Annotated in this window: 19 protein-coding genes; 8 read left to right on the plus strand and 11 right to left on the minus strand. The window is 61.2% G+C overall.

Annotated features, from left to right (window positions below; translation table 11 throughout):
- Nucleotides 1-57: 57 nt before the first annotated feature.
- Nucleotides 58-3759 (plus strand): multifunctional oxoglutarate decarboxylase/oxoglutarate dehydrogenase thiamine pyrophosphate-binding subunit/dihydrolipoyllysine-residue succinyltransferase subunit, encoded by a 3702-nt coding sequence (locus tag SH809_12625; protein ID MDZ4700544.1) that lies wholly within the window; start codon nt 58-60, stop codon nt 3757-3759.
- A 130-nt stretch (nt 3760-3889) separates the two neighbouring features.
- Here SH809_12625 and rpsU read toward each other — a convergent pair whose 3' ends face one another.
- Together rpsU and SH809_12635 are read right to left on the minus strand one after the other, a co-directional pair.
- The gene (gene rpsU, locus SH809_12630; GenBank protein ID MDZ4700545.1) at nt 3890-4084 is read right to left on the minus strand and encodes a 30S ribosomal protein S21; all 195 of its coding nucleotides are present in this window, start codon (nt 4082-4084) and stop codon (nt 3890-3892) included.
- A gap of 177 nt (nt 4085-4261) precedes the next feature.
- Nucleotides 4262-4687, minus strand: a complete 426-nt coding sequence (locus tag SH809_12635) for a hypothetical protein (GenBank protein MDZ4700546.1) — start codon at nt 4685-4687, stop codon at nt 4262-4264.
- Between the two features lie 115 nt (nt 4688-4802).
- On the opposite strand from SH809_12635, the gene rdgB reads away from it, so the two are divergent.
- From rdgB to SH809_12665, 6 genes are all read left to right on the plus strand, one after another.
- Nucleotides 4803-5399, plus strand: coding sequence for an RdgB/HAM1 family non-canonical purine NTP pyrophosphatase (gene rdgB, locus SH809_12640; protein ID MDZ4700547.1), 597 nt, complete (start codon nt 4803-4805; stop codon nt 5397-5399).
- A complete protein-coding gene (gene dtd / locus SH809_12645) occupies nt 5396-5872 on the plus strand; it encodes a D-aminoacyl-tRNA deacylase (GenBank protein ID MDZ4700548.1) in 477 nt (158 codons plus the stop codon). The genes rdgB and dtd overlap by 4 nt, the downstream gene beginning before the upstream one ends.
- A gap of 166 nt (nt 5873-6038) precedes the next feature.
- A complete protein-coding gene (moaC, locus tag SH809_12650; protein ID MDZ4700549.1) occupies nt 6039-6530 on the plus strand; it encodes a cyclic pyranopterin monophosphate synthase MoaC in 492 nt (163 codons plus the stop codon).
- Nucleotides 6502-7545 carry a flotillin-like protein FloA gene (gene floA / locus SH809_12655; protein MDZ4700550.1) on the plus strand — a complete coding sequence of 348 codons (1044 nt, stop codon included), beginning with the start codon at nt 6502-6504 and terminating at the stop codon, nt 7543-7545. The genes moaC and floA overlap by 29 nt, the downstream gene beginning before the upstream one ends.
- 42 nt (nt 7546-7587) lie before the next feature.
- Nucleotides 7588-8139, plus strand: a complete 552-nt coding sequence (locus tag SH809_12660; GenBank protein ID MDZ4700551.1) for a hypothetical protein — start codon at nt 7588-7590, stop codon at nt 8137-8139.
- 218 nt (nt 8140-8357) lie between these two features.
- Nucleotides 8358-8648: a hypothetical protein gene (locus SH809_12665; GenBank protein MDZ4700552.1), complete on the plus strand. Its 291-nt coding sequence runs from the start codon at nt 8358-8360 to the stop codon at nt 8646-8648.
- A gap of 17 nt (nt 8649-8665) precedes the next feature.
- Here the strand turns inward: SH809_12665 and SH809_12670 are convergent, their stop codons facing one another.
- The 9 genes from SH809_12670 to uvrB form a co-directional block, all read right to left on the minus strand.
- Nucleotides 8666-9445, minus strand: a complete 780-nt coding sequence (locus SH809_12670; protein ID MDZ4700553.1) for an enoyl-CoA hydratase-related protein — start codon at nt 9443-9445, stop codon at nt 8666-8668.
- A gap of 22 nt (nt 9446-9467) precedes the next feature.
- On the minus strand, nt 9468-10334 hold the full coding sequence (locus SH809_12675) for a hypothetical protein (GenBank protein MDZ4700554.1): 867 nt from the start codon (nt 10332-10334) through the stop codon (nt 9468-9470).
- A 73-nt stretch (nt 10335-10407) separates the two neighbouring features.
- Entirely contained in the window at nt 10408-10947 is a 540-nt protein-coding gene (locus SH809_12680) for a hypothetical protein (GenBank protein MDZ4700555.1), read from the minus strand.
- 6 nt (nt 10948-10953) lie between these two features.
- Nucleotides 10954-11730 (minus strand): PspA/IM30 family protein, encoded by a 777-nt coding sequence (locus SH809_12685; GenBank protein ID MDZ4700556.1) that lies wholly within the window; start codon nt 11728-11730, stop codon nt 10954-10956.
- Between the two features lie 111 nt (nt 11731-11841).
- Entirely contained in the window at nt 11842-13182 is a 1341-nt protein-coding gene (locus SH809_12690; protein ID MDZ4700557.1) for a thymidine phosphorylase, read from the minus strand.
- A gap of 108 nt (nt 13183-13290) precedes the next feature.
- Nucleotides 13291-13530 carry a 50S ribosomal protein L31 gene (gene rpmE / locus SH809_12695; protein MDZ4700558.1) on the minus strand — a complete coding sequence of 80 codons (240 nt, stop codon included), beginning with the start codon at nt 13528-13530 and terminating at the stop codon, nt 13291-13293.
- 136 nt (nt 13531-13666) lie between these two features.
- Nucleotides 13667-16024 (minus strand): TonB-dependent receptor, encoded by a 2358-nt coding sequence (locus tag SH809_12700; GenBank protein MDZ4700559.1) that lies wholly within the window; start codon nt 16022-16024, stop codon nt 13667-13669.
- Between the two features lie 85 nt (nt 16025-16109).
- On the minus strand, nt 16110-17300 hold the full coding sequence (locus SH809_12705; protein MDZ4700560.1) for an AraC family transcriptional regulator: 1191 nt from the start codon (nt 17298-17300) through the stop codon (nt 16110-16112).
- Complete coding sequence (gene uvrB / locus SH809_12710) at nt 17297-19357, minus strand: excinuclease ABC subunit UvrB (GenBank protein ID MDZ4700561.1); 2061 nt, start codon at nt 19355-19357, stop codon at nt 17297-17299. Before uvrB ends, SH809_12705 begins: the two co-directional genes overlap by 4 nt.
- Nucleotides 19358-19480: 123 nt before the next feature.
- Here uvrB and SH809_12715 point away from each other — a divergent pair, with 123 nt between their 5' ends.
- Nucleotides 19481-21463, plus strand: a complete 1983-nt coding sequence (locus SH809_12715) for a tetratricopeptide repeat protein (GenBank protein MDZ4700562.1) — start codon at nt 19481-19483, stop codon at nt 21461-21463.
- Nucleotides 21464-21487: the final 24 nt, after the last annotated feature.

The raw sequence follows: 21487 nt of genomic DNA on the forward strand, positions 1-21487 counted from the left end.
ACGCATCGTTACGAGTAATCCGCATCCTGTCCCCCGTACAATTAAACGCGTCCGATAGTGAGTGCTTTAGGTTTTAATACCGGTTATATCGAAGAACTCTATAGCCAGTATCTCATCGATCCCCAGAGCGTCAGCGAAAGCTGGCAGGAATTCTTCGCCGACTACCAGCCTTCGGAGTCCTTCGTGGCCGTCCAGACGGCACGGTCGTTCCAGGTGGCGTCGCCGAAACCCGTAAGTGCCGCCGCCGAACCCGCCCTGGCGCCGTCGGTCGTCCCGGCGGAAGGTGATGGCGCGCCGGCCGATACAGCGGTAACCCCCCCGCTTGGCGACGATGTCGAGCTTGTGCCGCTGCGCGGCGCCAGCGCGAAAATCGTCGAGAACATGGAAGCGAGCCTCGGCGTGCCCACGGCGACGTCCGTCCGGACGATCCCGGTTCGGCTCATGTCCGAGAACCGCGCCCTGATCAACGACTATCAGCGGTATGTCGGCGGCGAGAAGGTATCGTTCACGCACCTCGTCGCCTGGGCGGTGATCAAAGGACTGAAGTGCTTTTCCAGTCTGAATACGAGCATCCGCACCGTCAACGGCACGCCGCAGCAGGTCGTCCCCCGAGGGACGAACCTCGGACTGGCGATCGACATGGAACGACGCGGCAAGCGCGTGTTGTTTGTGCCGAACATCAAGGGGGCGGACCAGATCAATTTCCTCCGGCTGCTGGGTGTCTACAACGACATCGTGAAACGCGCTCGGGACGGGAAGCTGACGCCGTCGGATTTTGAAGGCACGACGGCGACGTTGACCAATCCCGGCATGATCGGGACGGTCCTGAGCGTGCCTCGGCTAATGCCGGGGCAGGGAGTGATCGTCGGGGTCGGGGCCATCGGATATCCGCCCGAATATGAGGCCGTGCCGCCGGAGATCATCAAGAAAATGGGGATCTCGGAAGTGATGGCGATCACCTCCACATACGATCACCGGGTGATCCAGGGAGCGGAAAGCGGCGCTTTCCTGGCCTATGTGTCCGAGTTGCTCCTGGGCAAACACGATTTCTACCGGGAGATTTTTACCGATCTGGGCATTCCGTACCAGCCCTATGCCATGGCCACGGACTCGACCCCTTACTTCGTGCGTGAAGGAGGGCGGGATTCCGAGATGGATCTCATCCACAAACAGGCCAGCGTGCTCCAGTTCATCCGCAGCTGCCGCAGTCGCGGCCATCTCCAGGCGGATGTGAATCCGCTCGGGTACAACTGGGCCTACCATCCGGATCTCGATCCGGCGACGTATGGATTGACGATCTGGGATCTAGATCGGCGGTTCATCACCGGAGGGCTCGGCGGGCAGGATATCCTCACGTTGCGCGAGGTAACGGATATCCTGCGGCAAACCTATGCCCGCAAGATCGGCGTGGAGTATATGCATATCTCCGAGCCGGCAGAGAAACGGTGGCTTCAGGAGCGCATCGAACCCTCGCGGGGCGTGGATTCGCTTTCGGATCGGGAGAAGCGCCGCGTGTTACATCGTCTGAATGCGGCCGAAGCGTTTGAACGTTTCCTGCACACGAAGTACATCGGGCACAAACGGTTCTCGCTCGAGGGATCCGAGACCATGATCCCGATGATAGACGCCATGTTGTCCGACGCTGCCGACCAGGAGGTCCAGGAAGTCGTGATCGGGATGGCGCATCGGGGCCGGCTCAACGTGTTAGCCAATATCCTCAATAAGCCCTACGAAGTCATCTTCTCTGAATTCGAGGGCAGCATCGATCCCAGCACGACGCAAGGTTCAGGTGATGTGAAGTACCACTTGGGCGCGCGCGGCGTGCACGAAGCACCCAGTGGGGCGACCGTCAAGATTGCGCTTGCGTCCAACCCCAGCCATCTGGAAGCCGTGAATCCGGTGGTGGAAGGGATGGTGCGAGCGAAGCAGGACCTGATGCGGCTCGCGAACGCCGAGGCGCCGGGGGGCGACTACAAGGACGCGGTGATACCGCTTCTCATCCATGGCGATGCCGCGTTTGCCGGCCAGGGTGTCGTGGCGGAAACCCTCAATTTGAGTCAGCTCCGGGGGTATACCACGGGAGGCACGCTCCATCTGGTCATCAACAACCAGATCGGGTTTACGACAAACGCCAGCGATGCACGCAGCTCGACGTATGCGACCGACCTGGCGCGGATGATCCAGGCGCCGATCTTCCATGTCAACGGCGACGACCCGGAGTCGTGTGTCCGGATCATGCGGCTGGCGCTGGATTTCCGTCAGGTGTTCAACAAGGACGTCGTGATCGATCTGCTCTGTTACCGCGTTCACGGTCATAACGAAGGGGACGAGCCCACCTATACGCAACCCCTGCTATACAAGAAGATCGAGGGCAAGCGATCCGTCCGGAAGTTGTACACCGAGTTGCTGGTTCGTCGCGGCGATATGGGGCTCGACGAGGCCGAGAAAATGCTCGATGACTATCGCGGTCTGCTACAGGAAGCGTTTGATCGGGTTAAGGCGCTCAAAGAGAACAAGCAGGAGTTGAAGGTGCTGCCTCGACGGCGAGAAGTGCGCGTGGAGCCGCCGGTCGTGACGGCCGCCAACCGGGAGGATCTGGCGGCGACCGTTCGCTCGCTCGTTCAATTTCCCGCCGGCTTCAATGTGCACGAAAAGCTCGTGCGTCAGTTCGAGCGGCGGGATGTGCAGTTTGCTGAGGAGAAGAAAATCGATTGGGCGTTTGCCGAGGCCCTCGCGCTCGGATCGCTGCTGCTGGAAGGAACCTACGTGCGTCTGGCCGGCCAGGACTCACGCCGCGGGACGTTCAGCCATCGCCATGCGGTGCTCTACGATCAGCAGTCGGGTGCCGAGTATATTCCGCTGAACAACATCCGAGAGGGTCAGGCGTCGTTGCTGATTTACGATAGCTTTCTTTCCGAATATGCGGCGTGTGGGTTCGAGTACGGCTACTCTGTCGCGAATCCGGAGGCGTTGGTTATCTGGGAAGCGCAGTTTGGCGACTTCGCCAACGGGGCGCAGATCATCTACGATCAGTTTCTAAGCGCCGCTGAAGAGAAGTGGGGGCAACAGAGCCGTCTGGTGCTGTTACTCCCCCACGGCTATGAAGGCCAGGGCCCCGAGCACTCCTCGGCTCGCCTCGAACGATTCCTTCAATTGTGTGCGGAGGATAACCTGATCGTGGGCAACTTCACCACGCCGGCCAATTTTTTCCATGCGCTGCGCCGGCAGGTGAAAAACACGATCGCCAGGCCTCTCGTGGTGATGTCTCCCAAGAGCCTCATTCGCCACCCGCTGGCCGTCTCGCCGTCAGAGGATTTCTACGAAGGCGCTTTCCAGCCCGTGATTTCAGCCGAAGGGACCGACCCCGAGCGTGTGGAGCGGCACCTATTCTGCGGGGGGAAAGTGTACTACGACATCATGCAGACGCTCCGGAAACAAGAAGGGTTGGCCGAGAGAATAGCCGTCACCCGGGTCGAACAATTTTATCCGTTCCCCGAAGAAGAAATCGCCGCCGAGCTCGAGCGGTATCGAAATGCACATACCGTCGTCTGGGTACAGGAGGAGTCTGCCAACATGGGCGCCTGGTCGTTCCTGCGGCACCGGCTCGATGCGGCGCTGGAACGGCTACACGGACCCTGTGGCCGGCGACTTGCCTATGCGGGCCGCGCGGCGAGCGCCAGTACGGCTACCGGAAGCGCAAAAGTGCACCAGCAGCAACAAGATGCACTGGTGCACGAAGCCCTCGGGCTCGAGGCTTGACGAAAAAAACCAGCGTATGCGGCGTGATTCGTGATGGCGTGATGTACGCGCGGTCACGAATCACGCAACGCATGGAGCCTGCCAGGCGGCGAACACCGTACGAGCGCGAATACCGTACGAGTCCGTGAACTCAAAACGTCCGCGAACGCTTGCGTGAGTTGCGGGCCGCTTTTTCGCGGGCAAGCCGGCGCTCTTCGGACGGTTTTGTATAGGCCATGTTCGCACGGAACATGCGGAGGACACGGCTCCGGTTTACGGCGCGCTTGAAACGGCGCAGCGCGCGGTCAATCGATTCGTTGTCGCGAACTTTAATTCCTACTGCCAAGTGCGTTCTCTCTTTTTCTTGGTTTTGGTTTCGGGTTGAAGGAACAGCAAAGAATAATACAGCGATTTGTTCCGCTCGTCAAGTAACTTGACCGAGTCTTTACGAGGTAAAGCAAGAAAGCCACGCAGCCTGAACGAACTGCGTGGCTTTCTACGGAATGTGGCGGGGCGCTGGGGGTCACCCACCAAAATAGTCGGCCAACACCGTTCTCGTGAGGTGTTCTATGCGGGGGGAGGTCTCGTACCGGACGAGCGTATTGAGTCGGCGCATGCCGGCCTCATCTCCAATCGCATGGAGCGCCATCAGCGCCAGGGTGCGACGCGCCTCCTTGTCATCCTTCTGGTAGACATCGAGTATCTTTGGGATGGCAGGATCCAGCGTCATCTTGCCGGGGTAGTGGGCCGCGTAGAAGATGATGTTGCTCAGCGCCTGTTCCTGAATACGGGGGATCGGTGAATCGAGCGATACAATCATCTGCTTACCAAACGCATCCCACCACGCGGGGGACTTACTTTCAAGGGGACTCTGTGCGGACGCAAAAAGCGGGAAGGCCAGGGTGATGACAAGCGCCAGCATACCTGGCCGATTAAGGATGTGTTTCATGATGCTCCCTCCCTCAAGGGATCGTCGATTTGGTTGGCAGAAGGCTACGGAAGGGCTTCCAGTCGGGTTACGTAGGTGCGAAAAATTTAACACTCAACCGTATGAGAGGGCAGACATGAAGCTGGTCCTGGCCACACGGAATGCCGGCAAAGTCGCTGAAATGCGCGCTCTGCTGGGCGGCCTGGTTGTCGAGGTGCTGGGGGTGGACGCGTTTCCAGGGATCGGAGAGGTTGAGGAAGACGCACCTACCCTGGCCGGGAATGCCTCCAAAAAAGCGCGTGAGGTATTCGCCTTTACGGGGTTGCCGTCGCTGGCCGACGACACCGGACTGGAGGTGCGGGCGCTGGGAGGCCGGCCGGGCGTCCACTCGGCCCGTTATGCCGGGGAGGACGCCAACCCCGTCGCCAACAGGCGGCGGCTCCTGGCGGAGCTGCAGGGTGCCGGGGATCGATCGGCACGCTTCACGACCGTGCTGGCGTACCACGACGGCGAGCAGGTGTATCTGTTCGAAGGTTTGTGCGAGGGCCGCATCGAGGTGGCCGAGCGCGGTGACGGCGGCTTCGGGTACGATCCCCTCTTTCTGCCGGATGGCGAGTCGCAGACATTTGCCGAACTGCCGGCGGCGCGAAAAAACACCATCAGCCACCGGGGGCGTGCCATGATGTTATTTCGAACATTCCTGATCGAGCGGCTTACCGCTACGGGCACATGATTATTCTGGTTCAACGGGTGTCCGAAGCCCGCGTAGATATCAAAGGCGAAACGACGGCCTCGATCGGCGCGGGGATGCTCATTCTCATTGGGGTCCATGTCGCGGACTCCGAGCGCGAAGCGGAGGCGCTTGCTCGAAAGTGCGCCCAGCTTCGAATTTTCGCGGATGATGACGGGAAAATGAACCGGTCATTGCTCGATTGCGGCGGTGATGCGCTGGTCGTTTCACAATTCACGCTGTACGGGGATGCCGCACGCGGGAATCGGCCCTCCTTCACCCGATCGGCGCCGCCTGAGAAAGGGGAGCGCCTGTACCGGCATTTTGTCGATGCGCTCAGCGAGGCGCTCGGCCGGCCCGTGCCGACCGGCGTATTCGGCGCCTCGATGCAGGTTCGCCTCATCAACGACGGGCCTGTCACCCTGTGGCTCGAAAAAAAGGCTCCCGATGCCTCGAGTGAGATCCCTGTAAGGTAGGTTTCCTGCAGACGAGCACTACATTCCAGCTACCCCAGGCGCTTCCAGGTAAATTTGTCCGACGGCAGCGATTCTATGGGTACGTGACCTTGTCGTTGGATGGGCCGGGGAGTATCTTCCTGGGCAGACCCCCTGGTCACCTTCATCTATTGCAGATAGGAATTGTATGACTGACGCACCATCGCTCACGCACGTCGACCCACAGGGCGGCGTGCGCATGGTAGACGTTGCGGAGAAATCCGTCACCGCGCGTACGGCGGTTGCCGCCGGCAAAGTGATCCTTGGCGAGGAGGCCTTCCGGCTTGTGGCCGAAAATAAGATCCGAAAAGGGGACGTGTTAACTGTGGCGCAAATCGCCGGCATCCTGGGGGCCAAACAGACGAGCAAACTGATCCCTCTCTGTCACGATGTGGCGCTTAAAGGGGTTGACGTAGTGCTGACGCTACGGGAGGAAGATTACTCGGTCGATATTCGCGCCCTGACCAAAACGCTCGGGCCGACCGGGGTGGAAATGGAGGCGCTGACAGCTGTATCCGTGACCGCGCTCACGGTCTATGATATGTGTAAGTCGGTCTCAAAGGGCATTCGCATTATGGATATCCACCTGCTCGCCAAAACCGGCGGGCAAAGTGGCGACTACCGAAAGGAAGAACGCTAGGGTTCACGTTTATTTACAGGGACGACTCATGGTAGATCTGTTGGCAGGGGGCGGAATCGCCCTCATCTTGCTCATTCTTTTTTTCCTGATTTTGTTTCTCTATTACATCCCAGTGAACCTGTGGATCACAGCGTATTTCTCGGGTGTTCGGCTGAGACTGATTCGGGATCTGGTGGGCATGCGGCTTCGCAAAGTGCCGCCGGCATCTATCGTGAAACCGCTGATCACCGCGCATAAAGCCGGCATCTTCGTCGATCCAGGCGAGTTGGAGGCGCACTACCTCGCAGGAGGTCGCGTTCAGCAGGTCGTGAATGCACTGATCTCGGCCGACAAAGCAAACATCGATCTGTCCTTCAAACAGGCAACGGGCATCGACCTTGCCGGCCGCGATGTGTTCGAAGCCGTCCAGGTGTCGGTAAATCCCAAGGTCATCGAAACGCCGGCCGTGTCGGCTGTGGCCAAGGATGGCATCCAGGTGCGCGCCATTGCACGTGTCACCGTGCGTGCGAACATCGATCGACTCGTTGGCGGCGCCGGCGAGGAGACCATCATCGCGCGTGTCGGAGAAGGGATCGTATCCACCATCGGCTCCTCGGCCACGCACAAAGAGGTACTCGAAAATCCTGATTCGATCTCCAAGGTGGTGCTCTCCAAAGGCCTTGATTCTGGTACGGCTTTTGAAATTCTTTCGATCGATATCGCCGACGTTGACGTAGGCGAAAACATCGGTGCGAAGTTACAGACTGATCAGGCCGAAGCCGACCTCAAAGTGGCCCAGGCAAAAGCCGAAGAGCGCCGCGCCGCCGCTGTAGCAAAGGAACAGGAAATGATGGCCACGGTGGTGGAGCAACGCGCGAAGCTGGTGGCTGCCGAGGCACAAGTACCGCTGGCCATTGCGGAAGCGTTCCGCTCAGGGAATCTGGGCATCATGGATTATTACGCGCTCCGTAACCTGCAGGCCGATACCCGGATGCGTAATGCGATCGGTGGTGAAGAAGAAGGCCCCTCAACCTAAAGGCGCATCTCGACCTATGCGCAGCGCGAAATGCTAGGATATATGTCTGAAAAGGATCGCGTGTTAAGCCGCCTGTCGCGTTTCACGGCCTTTGCTTCGCTGGGTGTCATAGGCACCACCCAGGATCTGGCCCGTCTCGCACTCGATCATGTCGAAAACTCTGACCCCGAAAAAGTCGCCGAGGAGACGTTGTGCCTGGTCGCCGTGACAACGGCGCGGGCGGCCGAAGTGGGATTACGGCAGGAGCAGCAGATATCGAGTGTTGTGGTGCCGACGCTTCTCGATCTGCCCTTTGCGTATAGGGATTACCTGGTGGGCGGCGCCATGATCACGCAACGCGACACCACGTTGCTGGATGCCAATGAGACGGCGTATAAACGCCTGCAGACCATTCGCTCTTTCTACACCGGAAATTTCGTGGAAAACCGGTTTCCCGCTGAATCGCTCGTTCGTGCTAAAATGGAAAACTGGATCGAGCGGTACAGCCTACCCTCACTGGCGATCACGCCGGCAGAGCGCCTGGAGAAACACGGCTTTGTTGGCCTGCTCATGACGCATCTCAAACTTATGCTCGCATTCGGCCGGCAGGGGTGATCGTTGTCCTGCAGCCGGGACCCCTTCCGTGAGTATTCTGCAAAGAGTGACGGAAACTGTAGGGGATTATGCCGCCAGAGGCTTGATTTCGCCGGCGTTTTGATTTTATTACCCTACGGTCTTGTTCGGATTTCGGTCGATGCGAAACGGACGATGCGCAGCACATCAGCATCCCGTAAGACCCGTCGATCCTGGCACATCGTCTACAGGGTATTCCTATGCGTGTTCTGCACGAGGTATCTATCAACGGCCTCATCGGCCTGGGTTACGCGGAAATCGTCCAAACGCCTGATCACCTGGAAGAGTGCCGCGGCGTGATCGTGTTTGATGAGGAGGTGGATGCTGAAGCGTTGGAGCGGGCGATAACGAAGAAGGAGGGTGTATACAGCGGCGTCGTCTACGCGAATGCGCTGGAGTCTATGGCCACGTTTCCCGTGGAGATCCGGCACGTCGAATGCGAGACGTCGGAGCCCGGAGCGACGTTTGTAGCGAGCACTCGGCTCGTATAGAACGCGGAGCGAGGGGACTATCGACCACTAAATCGGGCCGCACGTCGGCCTAAAAAGGCCTCGACACCTTCCTTGAAGTCGTGCGTGGCGCAGGCACGCCCGAACAGCGTCGCCTCTTGCCGTAGGCCTTCGGCGAGAGGGAGCTCCGCGGCGCGGCTGGCTTCGAGTGCGTAGGCTACGGCGAGTGGCGCTTTGGCACCGATCAGGTGCACCATCCGCCGGGCCTCGTCAAGCAGTGACTCGGGCGGGACGACTTTGTTGGCTAGGCCTATTTCATAGGCGCGGCGCGCGTCGATCCGCTCACCTGTAAGAATCAGTTCGAGAGCGATGCCATGGCCGACGATGCGGGGTAATCGCTGGGTGCCGCCATACCCGGGGATGATCCCGAGGTTGACTTCCGGCTGCCCGAAGGAAGCGGTCTCCGAAGCGATGCGCAGGTGGCAGGCGAGCGCCAGTTCGCAGCCGCCACCGAGTGCGAACCCGTTTACGGCGGCGACGACGGGTTTGGAGAGGCCTTCGATGCGATTAAACACGGCCTGGCCGGCCAGAGCGAAACGATACCCGCTCTCGCCATCGAGCGTGGTGAACTGCTTGATGTCCGCACCCGCGACAAAACTCTTGGGGCCGGCGCCGGTAAGCACGACACCCGCCACCGCGGGGTCCTGTTCGGCGTCGCCGAATGCCTGTGTTAGCTCATCCAGCACGACGGCCGTGAGCGCGTTGAGCGATTCGGGGCGGTTGATCGTGATGGTGGCGACGCGGTCGTCCACCGCATAAAGCAGGGTGTCGAAAGCCATAAGAGGGGCCGGAGAGCGGGGATCAGGAACGCGTGCGGTTTCGCGTCGCCGGCGGCTCGGATTCGTCTTCCAGATCGTACGAATCCATCTCGCTGAGCAGGTCGGTCGGGTTGGCGAACACTTCTTCGATCTCCTCGACCGAGGCCTCGGTTTCCTCGACCTCCGATAGCAACGTGTCCAGCTGGAAGGTGATCGCCTCCGGATCTCGCAAGGTCAGCGATTGCTCGTGGATGTATTTGATGACGTCCTCAATCGTGGCGAGCTGCGCCTCGATGATCTCCAGGTTTTCCTTACTCCGCTTGAATCGTTCGAGCCGCTGTTCGAGGATTTTGAGGTGGCGTTCCTTGATGGCGCGTACGCGTGGAGTCAGTTCAGCCAGCGTGGATCGGACCGTCTCGATGGCGCGGGCAACCTCCTTTTCGGCGCCGCTCTGCGAGGAGTATTCGTACCGTTCTTTCTGGTAGAGCAGCTTCAGGTAAGACTCGATGAGCCCATTGATCTTGCTGATGTGGCTATCGAGCAATCCCTGAGACGCGTAACTCATCTTCCGGTAGTTGGACTGGATATCGGTCTGCAACTTCCGTAACCGGGCGAAGCGTCGCTGGCTGTATTTCGTCAGCAGCTGATAAATTTCCTTCTGCGTTGGCGGTTTGCTCTTCTCGCGCTCATGCTGGGAGCGGATGAGCCGTTTAAATCGTTCCTGGCGTGGGACGATGCCGAGGTACATGAGTTCGACCGCGGCGGCCAGGATGAGGATGATGTTAAACCACGAGCCGGCGCCGGCCTCACCGCTCAAGAAGAACGCCACGAGCATCGAGCTGATCAAGAAACCGAGGTTCCATGGGCTCAGAAAGGCTTCTTTCGTGAAGTTGATTTCAGCATCGTTCATGGGCGAAGAAGCGACGATATCCGGCGTGTGCGTGGGCGAATCGTAGAACGAATCGCGAGGAGCGGGTACAGCGTTAGCGGCGAAATCGGCCGATAGTTTTCTCCGGGCCGGACTTCGGGGTGGACGCAGTATCTGATTCAGTGCTTGAATCAGTGTCCGACCCACTGGTTGATCTGGCCGGGTGCTCGGTGGCTCCCCTGTTGGTACGTGAGGGTGCGACGTTTGACGACGGGTCTTGTTTCTGGCCGGCGGGCGGCAAACCCATCTCAATTTTAATCTGATTGATCAACGAACTGGCGCGAAGTTTTTCCAGTTCCGCCTCTGCGGCCGCCCGGGCCTGTCGAGCCTCTTCGGTGTCTTCTGGTTCAATGGGCGTTTCCGACAGCGCCATGTCCAGCTTGACCTCCTGACGCACAGTATCAAGCGCCAGTCGTTCTATCATCTCGTCGTGTGTGCGAGAGATGTCGACGCCCGGGGCGTCCTGCATCTCCTTGAGCGCCCGATTGATCGTCTGCATCCGCTGGGCGGCGCGAAGCTGTTCCTTTAGCTTCTTGAGCGCAAGAAGATGCTCTTTCTCGGCTCGTTTGATGCGCTCGAATTCCTCAGGCGTCATGGTCGATTACTCCGATTGAGACCGCTGTTTGCCGATCGTTTTGCTTCCCTGTTCAGCCTCGCGCTCGGGAAGATCCAGCGAGGGGCTCCCTTCGCGCCCACGGGTATCCCCGCCACCCATACCCATCTCGAGTTTAAACTGTTTTACCAACTCGGACGCGCGGATCGATTCGGCGTCCTCTTCGATGCGGAGGGCCTCGCTGTCGAACGAATCCAACGCCATTTCGATACGGGCTTCGTTTTTGGCGGACTGTTCGTTGATCCGCTGCACCATCTCGTCGTGGGTCTGGTCCACGCCGCCCACTTCGAACTGCTCCATGGCGTCGGCCACCTTGGCCTGCCACTTCGAACGTTCGTGCGCGCGAAGCGCCTCTTTGGCTTCCTGGATCTTGCGGTCCTTTTCCCGCATGAACGCCTTTTTGACCTGGATCGACTTATCGTAGGCGACGGAAGCGTATTTGAGTTGCTCCTTGGACCGATCGAGGGTGTCCTTCGCTTTTTCGAGCTGGATCGCGTAGCGCTCCGCCAGATCGTCCCGGCCGGCCTGGATGCCCGCCTTGATCTTGGACGTCAGATCGGCAATCTCGCGTTCCACGCGGCGGACTTCCTTTTCGAGCAGTACCACGCTGGCTTTCACCGTCGCGATATTCTCGTTCATCTTGGGGACCTGGTCGTTCAGCTCCCGGATGTTCTGTTCCAGGATCAGACGTGGATCTTCGAGCGCAGAGATCGCGCCGCCAAAGACAGATTTAACCCAGCGAGAAAAACGGGACCAGACAGACATGGAACGGTGTGCGTAAGGTTGTGTGTGATCGTGCTAAACGCACGCAATATAACGCATGGACGTTTAACGAACACGTTCTCCGTAAAGATGCACCCTGTCGGTATTTTGCACCTACCGAGTGGACGCCCAGCTCCCGCCGGCGTATCGATCCATGAGCAGCTTCGGGGAGGTGACGGGTGCCGGCCCGATCGTGAAGGCGCCCAGCAGGTGCTGGCGTACGGCATCCACCTGCGCTTCGCGATGTGTGAACAATGTCAGCAGGGGCTCGCCGGGAACGATGGGTGCGCCTGGTGGGGCATGGAGGACGAGGCCGGCGGCCGGGTCGACGCGGTCCTCCTTGCGCAAACGGCCGGCGCCCAGAGCCACCGCCGCCTGGCCAAAAGCGAGCGCGTCGACGTCGTTAACATACCCCTGCCAGTCGGGCGGAGCGGACACAACGATGGCCGGCGCGCCGGGGTATCGATAGTCGGGCCGGTCGACGACGGATGCATCGCCGCCCTGGGCTTCGATGAGGCGCACGAAGCGATCGAGGGCGGCACCGGAGGCGATAGCCTGCCGCGCCATCTCCGCACCGTCTTCCGGCGAGCCGGCGACCTCTCCGAGGTGTAACATCTCGCCGGCGAGGGTGCAAGTGAGCGCCATCAGGGCGCCGCCGTCGTCACCGCGCAGGCACCGGATGCTTTCGGCAACCTCCGGCCAGTTGCCCACCGCGAGGCCCAGGGGTACGTCCATCCGTGTGAGCCAGCTGACGGTGGGTTTGCCGTGGCGCTCGCCGATGCCGGTGAGGGTTTCGGCGAGCCGTCGCGCGTCGGCCTCGCTTTGCATGAACGCGCCGCGCCCGCATTTGACATCGAGAACAAGTGCGTCTATGCCCTCCGCGAGCTTCTTACTCATGATGGAAGACGCGATGAACGGGGTGAAGTCGACCGTGCCCGTGACATCGCGGAGGGCGTACAACTTGCGGTCGGCCGGCGCGATGTCGGCCGTCTGCCCAATCATCACGACGCCCAGGTCGGCCAGTTGATGGCGGTAGGCGTCGAGCGAAAGGCTGGTGCTGAAGCCCGGAATGCTCTCTAGTTTGTCGAGCGTTCCGCCGCTGTGCCCGAGGCCGCGGCCGGAGATCATCGGGACCGGCACCCCGCAGGCGGCGACGAGGGGGGCCAGGATGAGCGATACTTTATCGCCAACGCCGCCGGTCGAGTGTTTATCTACCTTTTTCCCGGGGATATCGGACAGATCCAGGACGACGCCGGAGTAGAGCATGGCGTCGGTCAGGGCGGCCGTTTCGCGTTCGTCCATACCCTGGAAATACGCCGCCATCAGGAAGGCGCTCATCTGATAATCGGGTACATCGCCGGCGGTGTAGGCCTGTACCAGCTGCCATAGGTCGGGCGATGAGAGGGCCTGACCGTTTCGTTTGGCGAGGATGAGCTGTACGGGGTTGACGTCCATGGGCGCTGTTGTCGTCTGGCCGTGATCGTCTGAAAAATAAAAAGGCGACCCGCGCTGCGGATCGCCTTGATATCGAAGCGGACAGGCCCGCGCACGAGCCGGCGGAAGTTATTCCGTCGCTGTCGAGTCCGCCACTTTGGGGGCGGCCTTCGCGTAACGGCGGTTGAATTTTTCCACGCGGCCGGCGGTATCGACGTACTGGCGACGACCCGTGTAAAACGGATGGTTCGTCGAGTCGACTTCCGACGAGTACGTGTCGGAATCCATTGTCGAACGGGTCTGGATCGTGGTGCCATCCGCCAGTTTGACGGTGATCATCTTGTAGTTCGGATGGATATCTTTTTTCATGGTATCAGCGTGCTGTGCAGCGTACAAACGTCGAAATAGCGTGCATCTGTACTCGTCATGGATCGGCAGGTTTCCAGCGCCCCTCGCTCCATCAAGGCTCCACGGTTTTTTAATGTTGCCCGGCGCGTGACGGACGTTAGAATTCGATCTTATAACTTAGCACAGGGAGGGGGAAGCCCTCGCGCAGGGTTTCGACGGCGCTCCGGAGGTAGTTAAAGTCGAAATAACGATCCTTCGCTCCGAGTGCATTCTTAACCTGCAGGGCCCACACGTGCGATTTTTCCGGCCGATCGATGCGGTATGTGACGGTAAAATCGACAAGAAAGGTAGCCGGCCAACGCGCATCGAAGGGGCTGTTTTCGTCGAGGACAACCTGTTCTTCCTGGATGGATGCGGCGTGGTCGATAGGGCTGTAGCGTTTGCCGCCGAGGCCGATAAGCCGGCCATTGACACCGAGTGTGCGTCGACCACCCCGGAGGGCGATTTCTTTGCCGGCAAGGGCGTTGATGGCATACCCGCGGTCGAACCGGGAGCCACGCCAGACGCCATCGCCGCCCCGGTAACGGGCATCGAACAGGGATGCAGTGAGGAGGTAGTAATAGCCGTCACGCAGGAAGCGTTCGAGCGTAAACTCGATGCCGGCATTGGCGCCGGCGCCGGCATTCGTGAGCGCCGCGTTGAAACCCCAGTCCTGCTCGAAGTTGAGCATCGAGTACGAGCTGTCCGGCGTCACGGGGATATTGAACAGGTGCTGGTAGTAGGTTTCGATCTTGATGCGGCGGACGTCAGAGAGGGCGAGGTCGTACCCGAGGACGAAGTGATGGGCGCGTGCCAGGCCGAGTGCACCGTTGTCTGGCCGGCCGTCGCCGTTTGGATCGGCGAAGTAGATGCGGAGCTCTTCGGTCTGGCTGTGGCGGCCGATGCCGAGGCTGAGGGTCTGGCGGCGGCTCGCCTGCCATTGTAGGGCGAAGCGAGGTTCGATCGCGCCGCTGCCCGTGAGGCCGAAGCGGGTCGCATGGACCCCGAGGGCGAGCGTGAGCCGGTCCGTCGGCCGGAAACGAGACTGGGCGCCGGCTTCGAGCAGGTAGGCCTGGCCGTCGCCGGCGGCCAATGTGACGGCCGGCGGCTGCTGGTCGGGTGCGTCGCGAAGCGTCAAGTCGTACCCGAGTCGATGGACGGAGAGGCTCACCTCGTGGGTATGGCGCGCGCTGAACTTGTGGTTGAGCTGCACGCTGGCCGTGGCGCGGGTATCACGCGAATCGATTAATAGGTCGGGTTGCCGCTGGAGCGAATCGTCGAGGCGCACCCAGTCCCACAGGGTCCGATTGATCGATGCCGCGAGCCGGGACTGGAGGTAGGTTCGGGCGCCGAGGAGCGCGTGGTGTGTGACGCCGGCGACGCCGATGTCGAGTTTGAGGTCGGAATCCACGCGATCCCAGAAATCATACTCCCAGGCCGTCGAGTCCATCGTGGCGCGCTGGGATTGGCGGTCGCTGCCGCCCATTCCCCACAGGCTGAACCGGCCGGCACGACGGGTCGGGATGTTGACATGGAACGCGAGGTCCTGGAAGGTCGTGGCGGATTCGGTGGGGAGAAGGGGGAGGAGGAGGCCGAGGGTAGAGTAGCGATAATTGATCAGGTAGGAGGCATCGCCGCCGGCGTGAAAGGGTCCTTCCGAGGCCGCCTCGACGCCGATGAGGCCCAGCTGGAGGGTATGCTCCCGTCGGGAGGCGTTGCCCGGGCGGAACTGCATGTCGAATACGCCGGCGAGCGCATTGCCGAAGGCGGCGGGGAAGGCCCCTGTCATCACGTCGGACGAAGCGAGCAATTGACTGCTAAAGAGCGTGAGGCCGCCGCCGCCGGCCACACTGAGTCCGGCGAAGTGGTTTGGATTCGGGATCTCGACCCCCTGGAGCCGCCATTGTACGCCTTTGGGGCTGTGGCCGCGGATGGACAGCGCATTGTCCTGCACGCCGCCGGCCGAGGCGATGCCGGCAAAGGCGGAGGCCATGCGGGCCGGGTCGTCGAGGCCGCCGGCGTACCGACGGGTCTCCTCCACCGAAAAGGAGCGGGCGCTTACAAACGCCATTTCGTGGTGTGGACGATCCTTCTCCGCTCCCGCTTCGACAACGACTTCCTGCCCCTGGAGCACCTGTTCTTGCAGGGTGATGGATAGAAAGACCTCTTTTCCGGCGGTGACGAGCACTTCGGGGAGGAGTGCCGGCTCGAAGCCGAGGAAACTGGCGCGGATCTGTCGCCGGCCGACGGGTACGTGTGGCACTACGAACCGACCTTCGGAATCGGTCGTCGTACCCATTACGGGCTCGATACCCACGATAAGGATGTTGGCGCCCGGCAGGGGCGCGCGGGAATCGCGATCGAGGACGACCCCGCGGACGGTCTGGAAGAGAGGAGGGGTCTGCTGAGCGCTGGCGGGATTCGGAAGGACACACAACGCTCCTGTAAGAAGCAGTAGCGGGACGAAAAAACGCATGGTGAAATGGGCTATTGAGTGAATGAATCAACTCGAAACTAGCCGTTTGAGGCCCCGGCGTCGTCCTGTCCAGCGGGGCTGGACCTCAAGTCCCGTGTGAAGGCAGGGGTTCGCCGGCCCGATAGTCCGACGGAGAGTGGTTTGTGTGTTTTTTGAAGACCGCGTTGAAGGCCGACTTGGAGTTGAACCCCGCCTCGAGCCCGATGGCCAGAACGGTGAGGTGGGCGCAGGCGGGATCGGCCAGCTGGGTCTGGGCCTCGCGTACCCGGTAGCCATTGACGAAATCGTAGAAGTTGAGACCGAGCTGGGTGTTGATGACTTCGGTCAGGTTATGGGGCGAGATGTCGAGCGCGCCGGCGAGGTCGATGAGCGTGAGTTGCCCGTTTCGGTAGAGGTGTTCCTGTTCCATGAGCGCGCACAGCCGGTCCTTGATGCGGCGCGCCGTTTCGGGGTCCATGCCGGATCGGGTGTAGCGGGGCTTGTTGGATTGGAGCGGCTCGGCGGGGTTGCTCGCGAACTCGATGACCGGTTCGGGGGGCGGGTCGTTAGGGAGCAGGATTTCGTGTTGCCGGAGGCCGAGGTAGCCGATGAAATAGACCATGACCGTGACGGAGAGGAGCGTCAGGTCGTCGAAGGGACCGGTCGGGTCCAGGCCGACCGGGTAGTCGCCGGCGGGGCCACTGGCGACGAACAAACTGCCGGATACGACGAGGAGCACGACAAGCGCGATGGTGACATGGCGGACCCATCCGAGCTGGACGCGTTCGAGGGTGGAGTACGCCGACCGGATGCGCCGGCCGTGGCGGCGAATGAGCACGAGTACCGAGCCGATGTAGGCGGCGCCGATGACGAGTTTAAACGGCGCCAGGAAGCCGATGGCGGCGAGGTAGGGGTTTTCGGTGGGCTGGCGCATGCCGGCGAGCTTGTCCGCCCCGCTGAGTAGATAAAAGGGCGCCAGGAAGAGGATGAGGCCGACAAATGGCGCGAAATGTAGCGCGTCACGCGGTCGGAGCGTCCCCGGAGGCGTAGTGAGCGTCCGGACGTAGAGGAACCAGAGCGGACCGTACAGGAAGCCGATGGCGGCATCGAGTCCGATGAAATGAGGGAGCCGTGCGTCCAGGCCGGCGCTGTGGTAGGCCGCGATGCCAAGATCGATGGAGAACGTCGTCATCGCCGCCGCGAGGAGGCCGTTGGGCGTCGTCCGCGGCGTGCGGCCGGCTAGAACCGCCGCGAGAAACAGCCCCTGGACGGCGCCCAGCACGAAGACAATGGTCATGAGCGTGAAATGGCCGCCTCCATCTGGGCGATGCTGTCGCGGAGTTCGGCGGCGCGTTCGAATTTGAGGCCGGCCGACGCCTCGGCCATTTCTTTGCGAAGCTGGGCGATGAGGTCGCGTTTCTGGTCGTTCGTAAGGTATTTGACCACCGGGTCGGCCGCGATAGGAAGGGCGTTTTCGCCCCCGTGGTAGCGCGAGCTGTACCCATCCTCCTGGTCCGCTTTTTCCTCGGCGATGACAGTGCCGCGAAGGATTTCCTCCCGGGATTTGAACACCGTGCGTGGGGTGATGCCGTGTTCTTCGTTGTAGGCGAGCTGGATCTCGCGCCGGCGCAGGGTTTCGGCCATCATCCGTTGCATGGATCCTGTAATGATATCGCCGTACATGATGATGCGGCCGGCGGCGTTACGGGCGGCGCGGCCGGCGGTCTGGATGAGCGACCGGTCGCTGCGCAGGAAGCCTTCCTTGTCGGCGTCGAGGATGGCGACGAGCGCCACCTCGGGAAGATCGAGGCCCTCGCGCAAGAGGTTGACGCCGATCAGGACGTCGAACTCGCCGAGGCGCAGGTCCCGCAGGATGTTGACGCGTTCGAGGGCGTCGATATCCGAGTGCATGTACCGCACGCGGACGCCGAACGAGTCGAGGTAATCGGTGAGATCCTCGGACATGCGCTTCGTCAGCGTGGTGACCAGCGTCCGCTCGCCCCGCTCCGCGCAGCCGCGGATCTCCTCGAGCAGGTCGTCGATCTGGCCTTTGGAGGGGCGGAGGATGACGACGGGGTCCGGGATGCCGGTGGGGCGGATGACCTGCTCGACGAACACGCCGTTGCATTTTTCCATCTCATAATCCCCCGGCGTGGCGCTGACGTAGATCACCTGCTTCTGTTTGGCTTCGAACTCCTCGAATGTCATCGGGCGGTTGTCCAGGGCCGAGGGGAGGCGGAAGCCGTGCTCGACCAGCGTGAGTTTGCGGGCGCGGTCGCCGTTATACATGGCGCGGATCTGGGGGACCGTGACGTGGCTCTCGTCGATCACAAGCAGCATGTCATCCGGGAAATAATCAAACAGACAATACGGCCGTTGCCCGGGCTGGAGGCCGGAGAGGTGGCGCGAGTAGTTTTCGACGCCCGAGCAATAACCGACCTCGCGGAGCATCTCCAGGTCGAACATCGTGCGCTGTTCGAGACGTTGGGACTCGACGAGTTTACCCATTTCGCGCAGCACGGCCAGGCGCCAGTGTAACTCTTCTTCGATGGATGCCAGCGCCTGTTCGAGTTTGTCTTTCGGCGTGACGAAGATCTTGGCCGGGTAGATGGTGAGGAGTTGCAGTTCCTCGATGATGTGCCCGGTGAGCGGCTCGAAGCTGCTGATCTTTTCGATCTCATCTCCCCAGAACGTAATCCGGTAGGCGATATCCTCCAGGTAGGCCGGAAACACCTCGACGACGTCGCCGCGGACGCGGAAGGCGCCGGGTTCGAAGGCGATGTCGTTTCGGGTATAAAAGATGCTGGAGAGCTGGTGGAGGAGCGCGTTCCGCTCGATTTCCATCCCCGCCTGGACCTGCGCGATCTGTGCGCGGTACTCGTCGGGCGAGCCGAGGCCATAGATGCAGGAGACGCTGGCGACGACGATCACGTCCGACCGGCCGGACACCAGGGCGCTCGTGGCGCGCAGCCGGAGCCGGTCGATCCGTTCGTTGACCGACATATCCTTTTCGATGTAGGTGTCCGAGTGCGGGATGTACGCCTCGGGTTGGTAGTAGTCGTAATAGGAGATAAAAAACTCGACGGCATTGCTCGGGAAAAACTGTTTGAACTCGGCGTACAGCTGGGCGGCGAGCGTCTTGTTGTGGCTCATCACCAGCGTGGGCCGGTTCAGGTTCTGCATCAGGTGGCTGACGGTAAACGTCTTGCCCGTGCCCGTTGCACCGAGCAGCGTCTGATAGGGATCTCCCCGAAGGGCGCCCTTCGTCAACTCGTCGATAGCCCGGGGTTGGTCTCCGGTGGGGACAAACGAGGCCTGGATTTCGAAGCGGCGTTCGGCGTCGGCAGCGGACATGGAGAAGGGTTTGAAAGGGCGGTTTTTGAATCGGCTGTACAGGGCGATGCGCGCGGTCAGCGGAGGAGACTAACATACCCGCATGGGATTTCGTAAGTTGCGTCCATTACACGATGCTAGGGCATGGAACTGGATAATCAGCAAGCGCGCGAGGCGGCCTGGGGAGACATACTCGCCGGCGGGCCACCCTCCAGCGAAAAATTTGACCGACTCAACGCCTACGCCGAACGCGCCGTCAACGACGCGCCGCGACAGGTGCTGACGTGGGTGCCCGCTCTGATCGAAGAGGCACGTCTCGCGGGGGACCCCTATCCTGAGCGGTACGGATACTGGATTCAGGCGATGGCCTTTCACATCTTGTCCGACTATGACGAGGCCATGGCGGTACTCCGAGAGGGCATGGCGCTCGCCGAGGCCATCGAGGATCGGCAACTGCAGGCCGGCATGTTGGGCGGGTACGCCGGCGTCTACCTGAGCCTGGGCGACTTCGAGAAGGCGCTTTCGTACGGGCAGCGGGCCATCGACGTACTCTCAGACGGCAGCCATGGCATGTACCGCGGCTGGCTATTGCATGGTTTCGGGGTAGGCTATTTTGAGATGGGCGACCTCGATCGGGCGCTCGGTTATTACGATCAGAGCCTCGCTCTGTTCGAGGCGGAGGGTTTCGGCATCGGCACGGCCCGGGCGCTGACGGGTATCGGAGCGGTCCACCAGCGCCGGGGCGATCGTGCGCGGGCTGTGGAGTATTTCCAGCGCGCGTTGTCCCTGTTTCGCGAGGAAGATAACGTCAACGGCGAAGCGCGGGCCCTGCACGATCTCGGGTGTTTGTGCCTGGAGGAAGGACGGTTTGAGGAGGCCGAGGCGTACCTGTTGGACGGCCTCGCGATCCGCCGGCAGATCGATAACACGCGGGCCGTGAGCACCAGTCTACTCCACATCGGCCGGCTCTATATTCGCATGCGACGCTACGATGAGGCCGAGGCCGTCCTCCAGCGGTCGCTCGCCATCGCGGAGGGGTTGGGCGTGGAGACGCGCATCTACGAATCTCATGAAGCGCTGGCCCAGCTCTACGAGGTGCGGGGCGATTCGATGACGGCGCTCGACCATTACAAGGCTTACCACGCCTCGAAAGAGCGTGTGTTCAGCGAGGAACTGCGCGTCAAGATGAGCCATCTACAGATCCGTCTCGCGGTGGATCAGACGGAGCGTGAGGCCGCCTGGATACGGGAGCAGAACGCCCTGCTTCAGGAGAAAAACGGACGGCTCGAAGATCTCCTGGCCGAGCTTAACGCCGCGCAGGATCAGTTGATACAGAGCGAAAAGATGATTTCGCTGGGTCAGCTTACGGCCGGCATCGCACACGAGATCAAAAATCCGCTCAATTTCGTCAATAATTTTGCTGCGCTGTCCGTCGAGCTGGTCGAGGAACTCATCACCTTCCTCGATGCCCATCCCGAAGCCCCGGTTCGGCAGGTGCGCGAGCAACTGGCGGATGTGTTGAACAACCTCGGGGAAAACGCGAGCCGGATCCAGCAGCACGGCAAACGGGCGGATCGGATCGTGCACGGCATGCTTCAGCACGCTCGGGGGGCGTCGGGCGAATGGCGCGAGGTGGACCTCAACCTGCTCCTCGACGAATACGCCGGCCTGGCCTATCACGGCGCTCGCGCCCGGGATTCGAGCTTCAACGTGACGATCGATAAGCGCTTCGACACGGCCGTCGGGCAGGTGCGCATGGTGCCCCAGGACATTGGGCGCGTGCTGCTCAATCTGCTGAGTAATGCGTTCCATGCCGTGAACGCCCGGCGCCAGCGAGGCGATGCCGGCTACGCCCCCCGCGTCCAGCTGGTCACGCGGCGGGAAGGCGATAGCGTCATTGTCCGAGTAGAAGATAACGGCATCGGGATCCCCGAGACGCTTTATCCCCGTATATTCAACCCGTTTTTTACCACCAAGCCGCCCGGCGAAGGGACTGGACTGGGGCTGTCGCTCAGCTACGATATTGTCACCCAGGGACATCGTGGGGCGCTCCAGGCCGATCCGTCCGTCGTAGACGGGGCGGCTTTTGAAATGACCCTGCCCACGGGCGCCACCTCGCCGGCGTGAGGCGGCGCGAAACATCGGGCGTTG

It is taken from the genome of Rhodothermales bacterium (genome assembly GCA_034439735.1).
Lineage (GTDB): Bacteria > Bacteroidota > Rhodothermia > Rhodothermales > JAHQVL01 > JAWKNW01.

Bases quoted from the DNA above. Each gene is read 5' to 3' on its own strand.
- SH809_12635 (MDZ4700546.1), bottom strand. From the start codon at position 4,687: ATGAAACACATCCTTAATCGGCCAGGTATGCTGGCGCTTGTCATCACC.
- rdgB (MDZ4700547.1), top strand. From the start codon at position 4,803: ATGAAGCTGGTCCTGGCCACACGGAATGCCGGCAAAGTCGCTGAAATG.
- dtd (MDZ4700548.1), top strand. From the start codon at position 5,396: ATGATTATTCTGGTTCAACGGGTGTCCGAAGCCCGCGTAGATATCAAA.
- moaC (MDZ4700549.1), top strand. From the start codon at position 6,039: ATGACTGACGCACCATCGCTCACGCACGTCGACCCACAGGGCGGCGTG.
- SH809_12660 (MDZ4700551.1), top strand. From the start codon at position 7,588: ATGTCTGAAAAGGATCGCGTGTTAAGCCGCCTGTCGCGTTTCACGGCC.
- SH809_12665 (MDZ4700552.1), top strand. From the start codon at position 8,358: ATGCGTGTTCTGCACGAGGTATCTATCAACGGCCTCATCGGCCTGGGT.
- SH809_12670 (MDZ4700553.1), bottom strand. From the start codon at position 9,445: ATGGCTTTCGACACCCTGCTTTATGCGGTGGACGACCGCGTCGCCACC.
- SH809_12675 (MDZ4700554.1), bottom strand. From the start codon at position 10,334: ATGAACGATGCTGAAATCAACTTCACGAAAGAAGCCTTTCTGAGCCCA.
- SH809_12680 (MDZ4700555.1), bottom strand. From the start codon at position 10,947: ATGACGCCTGAGGAATTCGAGCGCATCAAACGAGCCGAGAAAGAGCAT.
- SH809_12685 (MDZ4700556.1), bottom strand. From the start codon at position 11,730: ATGTCTGTCTGGTCCCGTTTTTCTCGCTGGGTTAAATCTGTCTTTGGC.
- SH809_12690 (MDZ4700557.1), bottom strand. From the start codon at position 13,182: ATGGACGTCAACCCCGTACAGCTCATCCTCGCCAAACGAAACGGTCAG.
- rpmE (MDZ4700558.1), bottom strand. From the start codon at position 13,530: ATGAAAAAAGATATCCATCCGAACTACAAGATGATCACCGTCAAACTG.
- SH809_12700 (MDZ4700559.1), bottom strand. From the start codon at position 16,024: ATGCGTTTTTTCGTCCCGCTACTGCTTCTTACAGGAGCGTTGTGTGTC.
- SH809_12705 (MDZ4700560.1), bottom strand. From the start codon at position 17,300: ATGACCATTGTCTTCGTGCTGGGCGCCGTCCAGGGGCTGTTTCTCGCG.
- uvrB (MDZ4700561.1), bottom strand. From the start codon at position 19,357: ATGTCCGCTGCCGACGCCGAACGCCGCTTCGAAATCCAGGCCTCGTTT.
- SH809_12715 (MDZ4700562.1), top strand. From the start codon at position 19,481: ATGGAACTGGATAATCAGCAAGCGCGCGAGGCGGCCTGGGGAGACATA.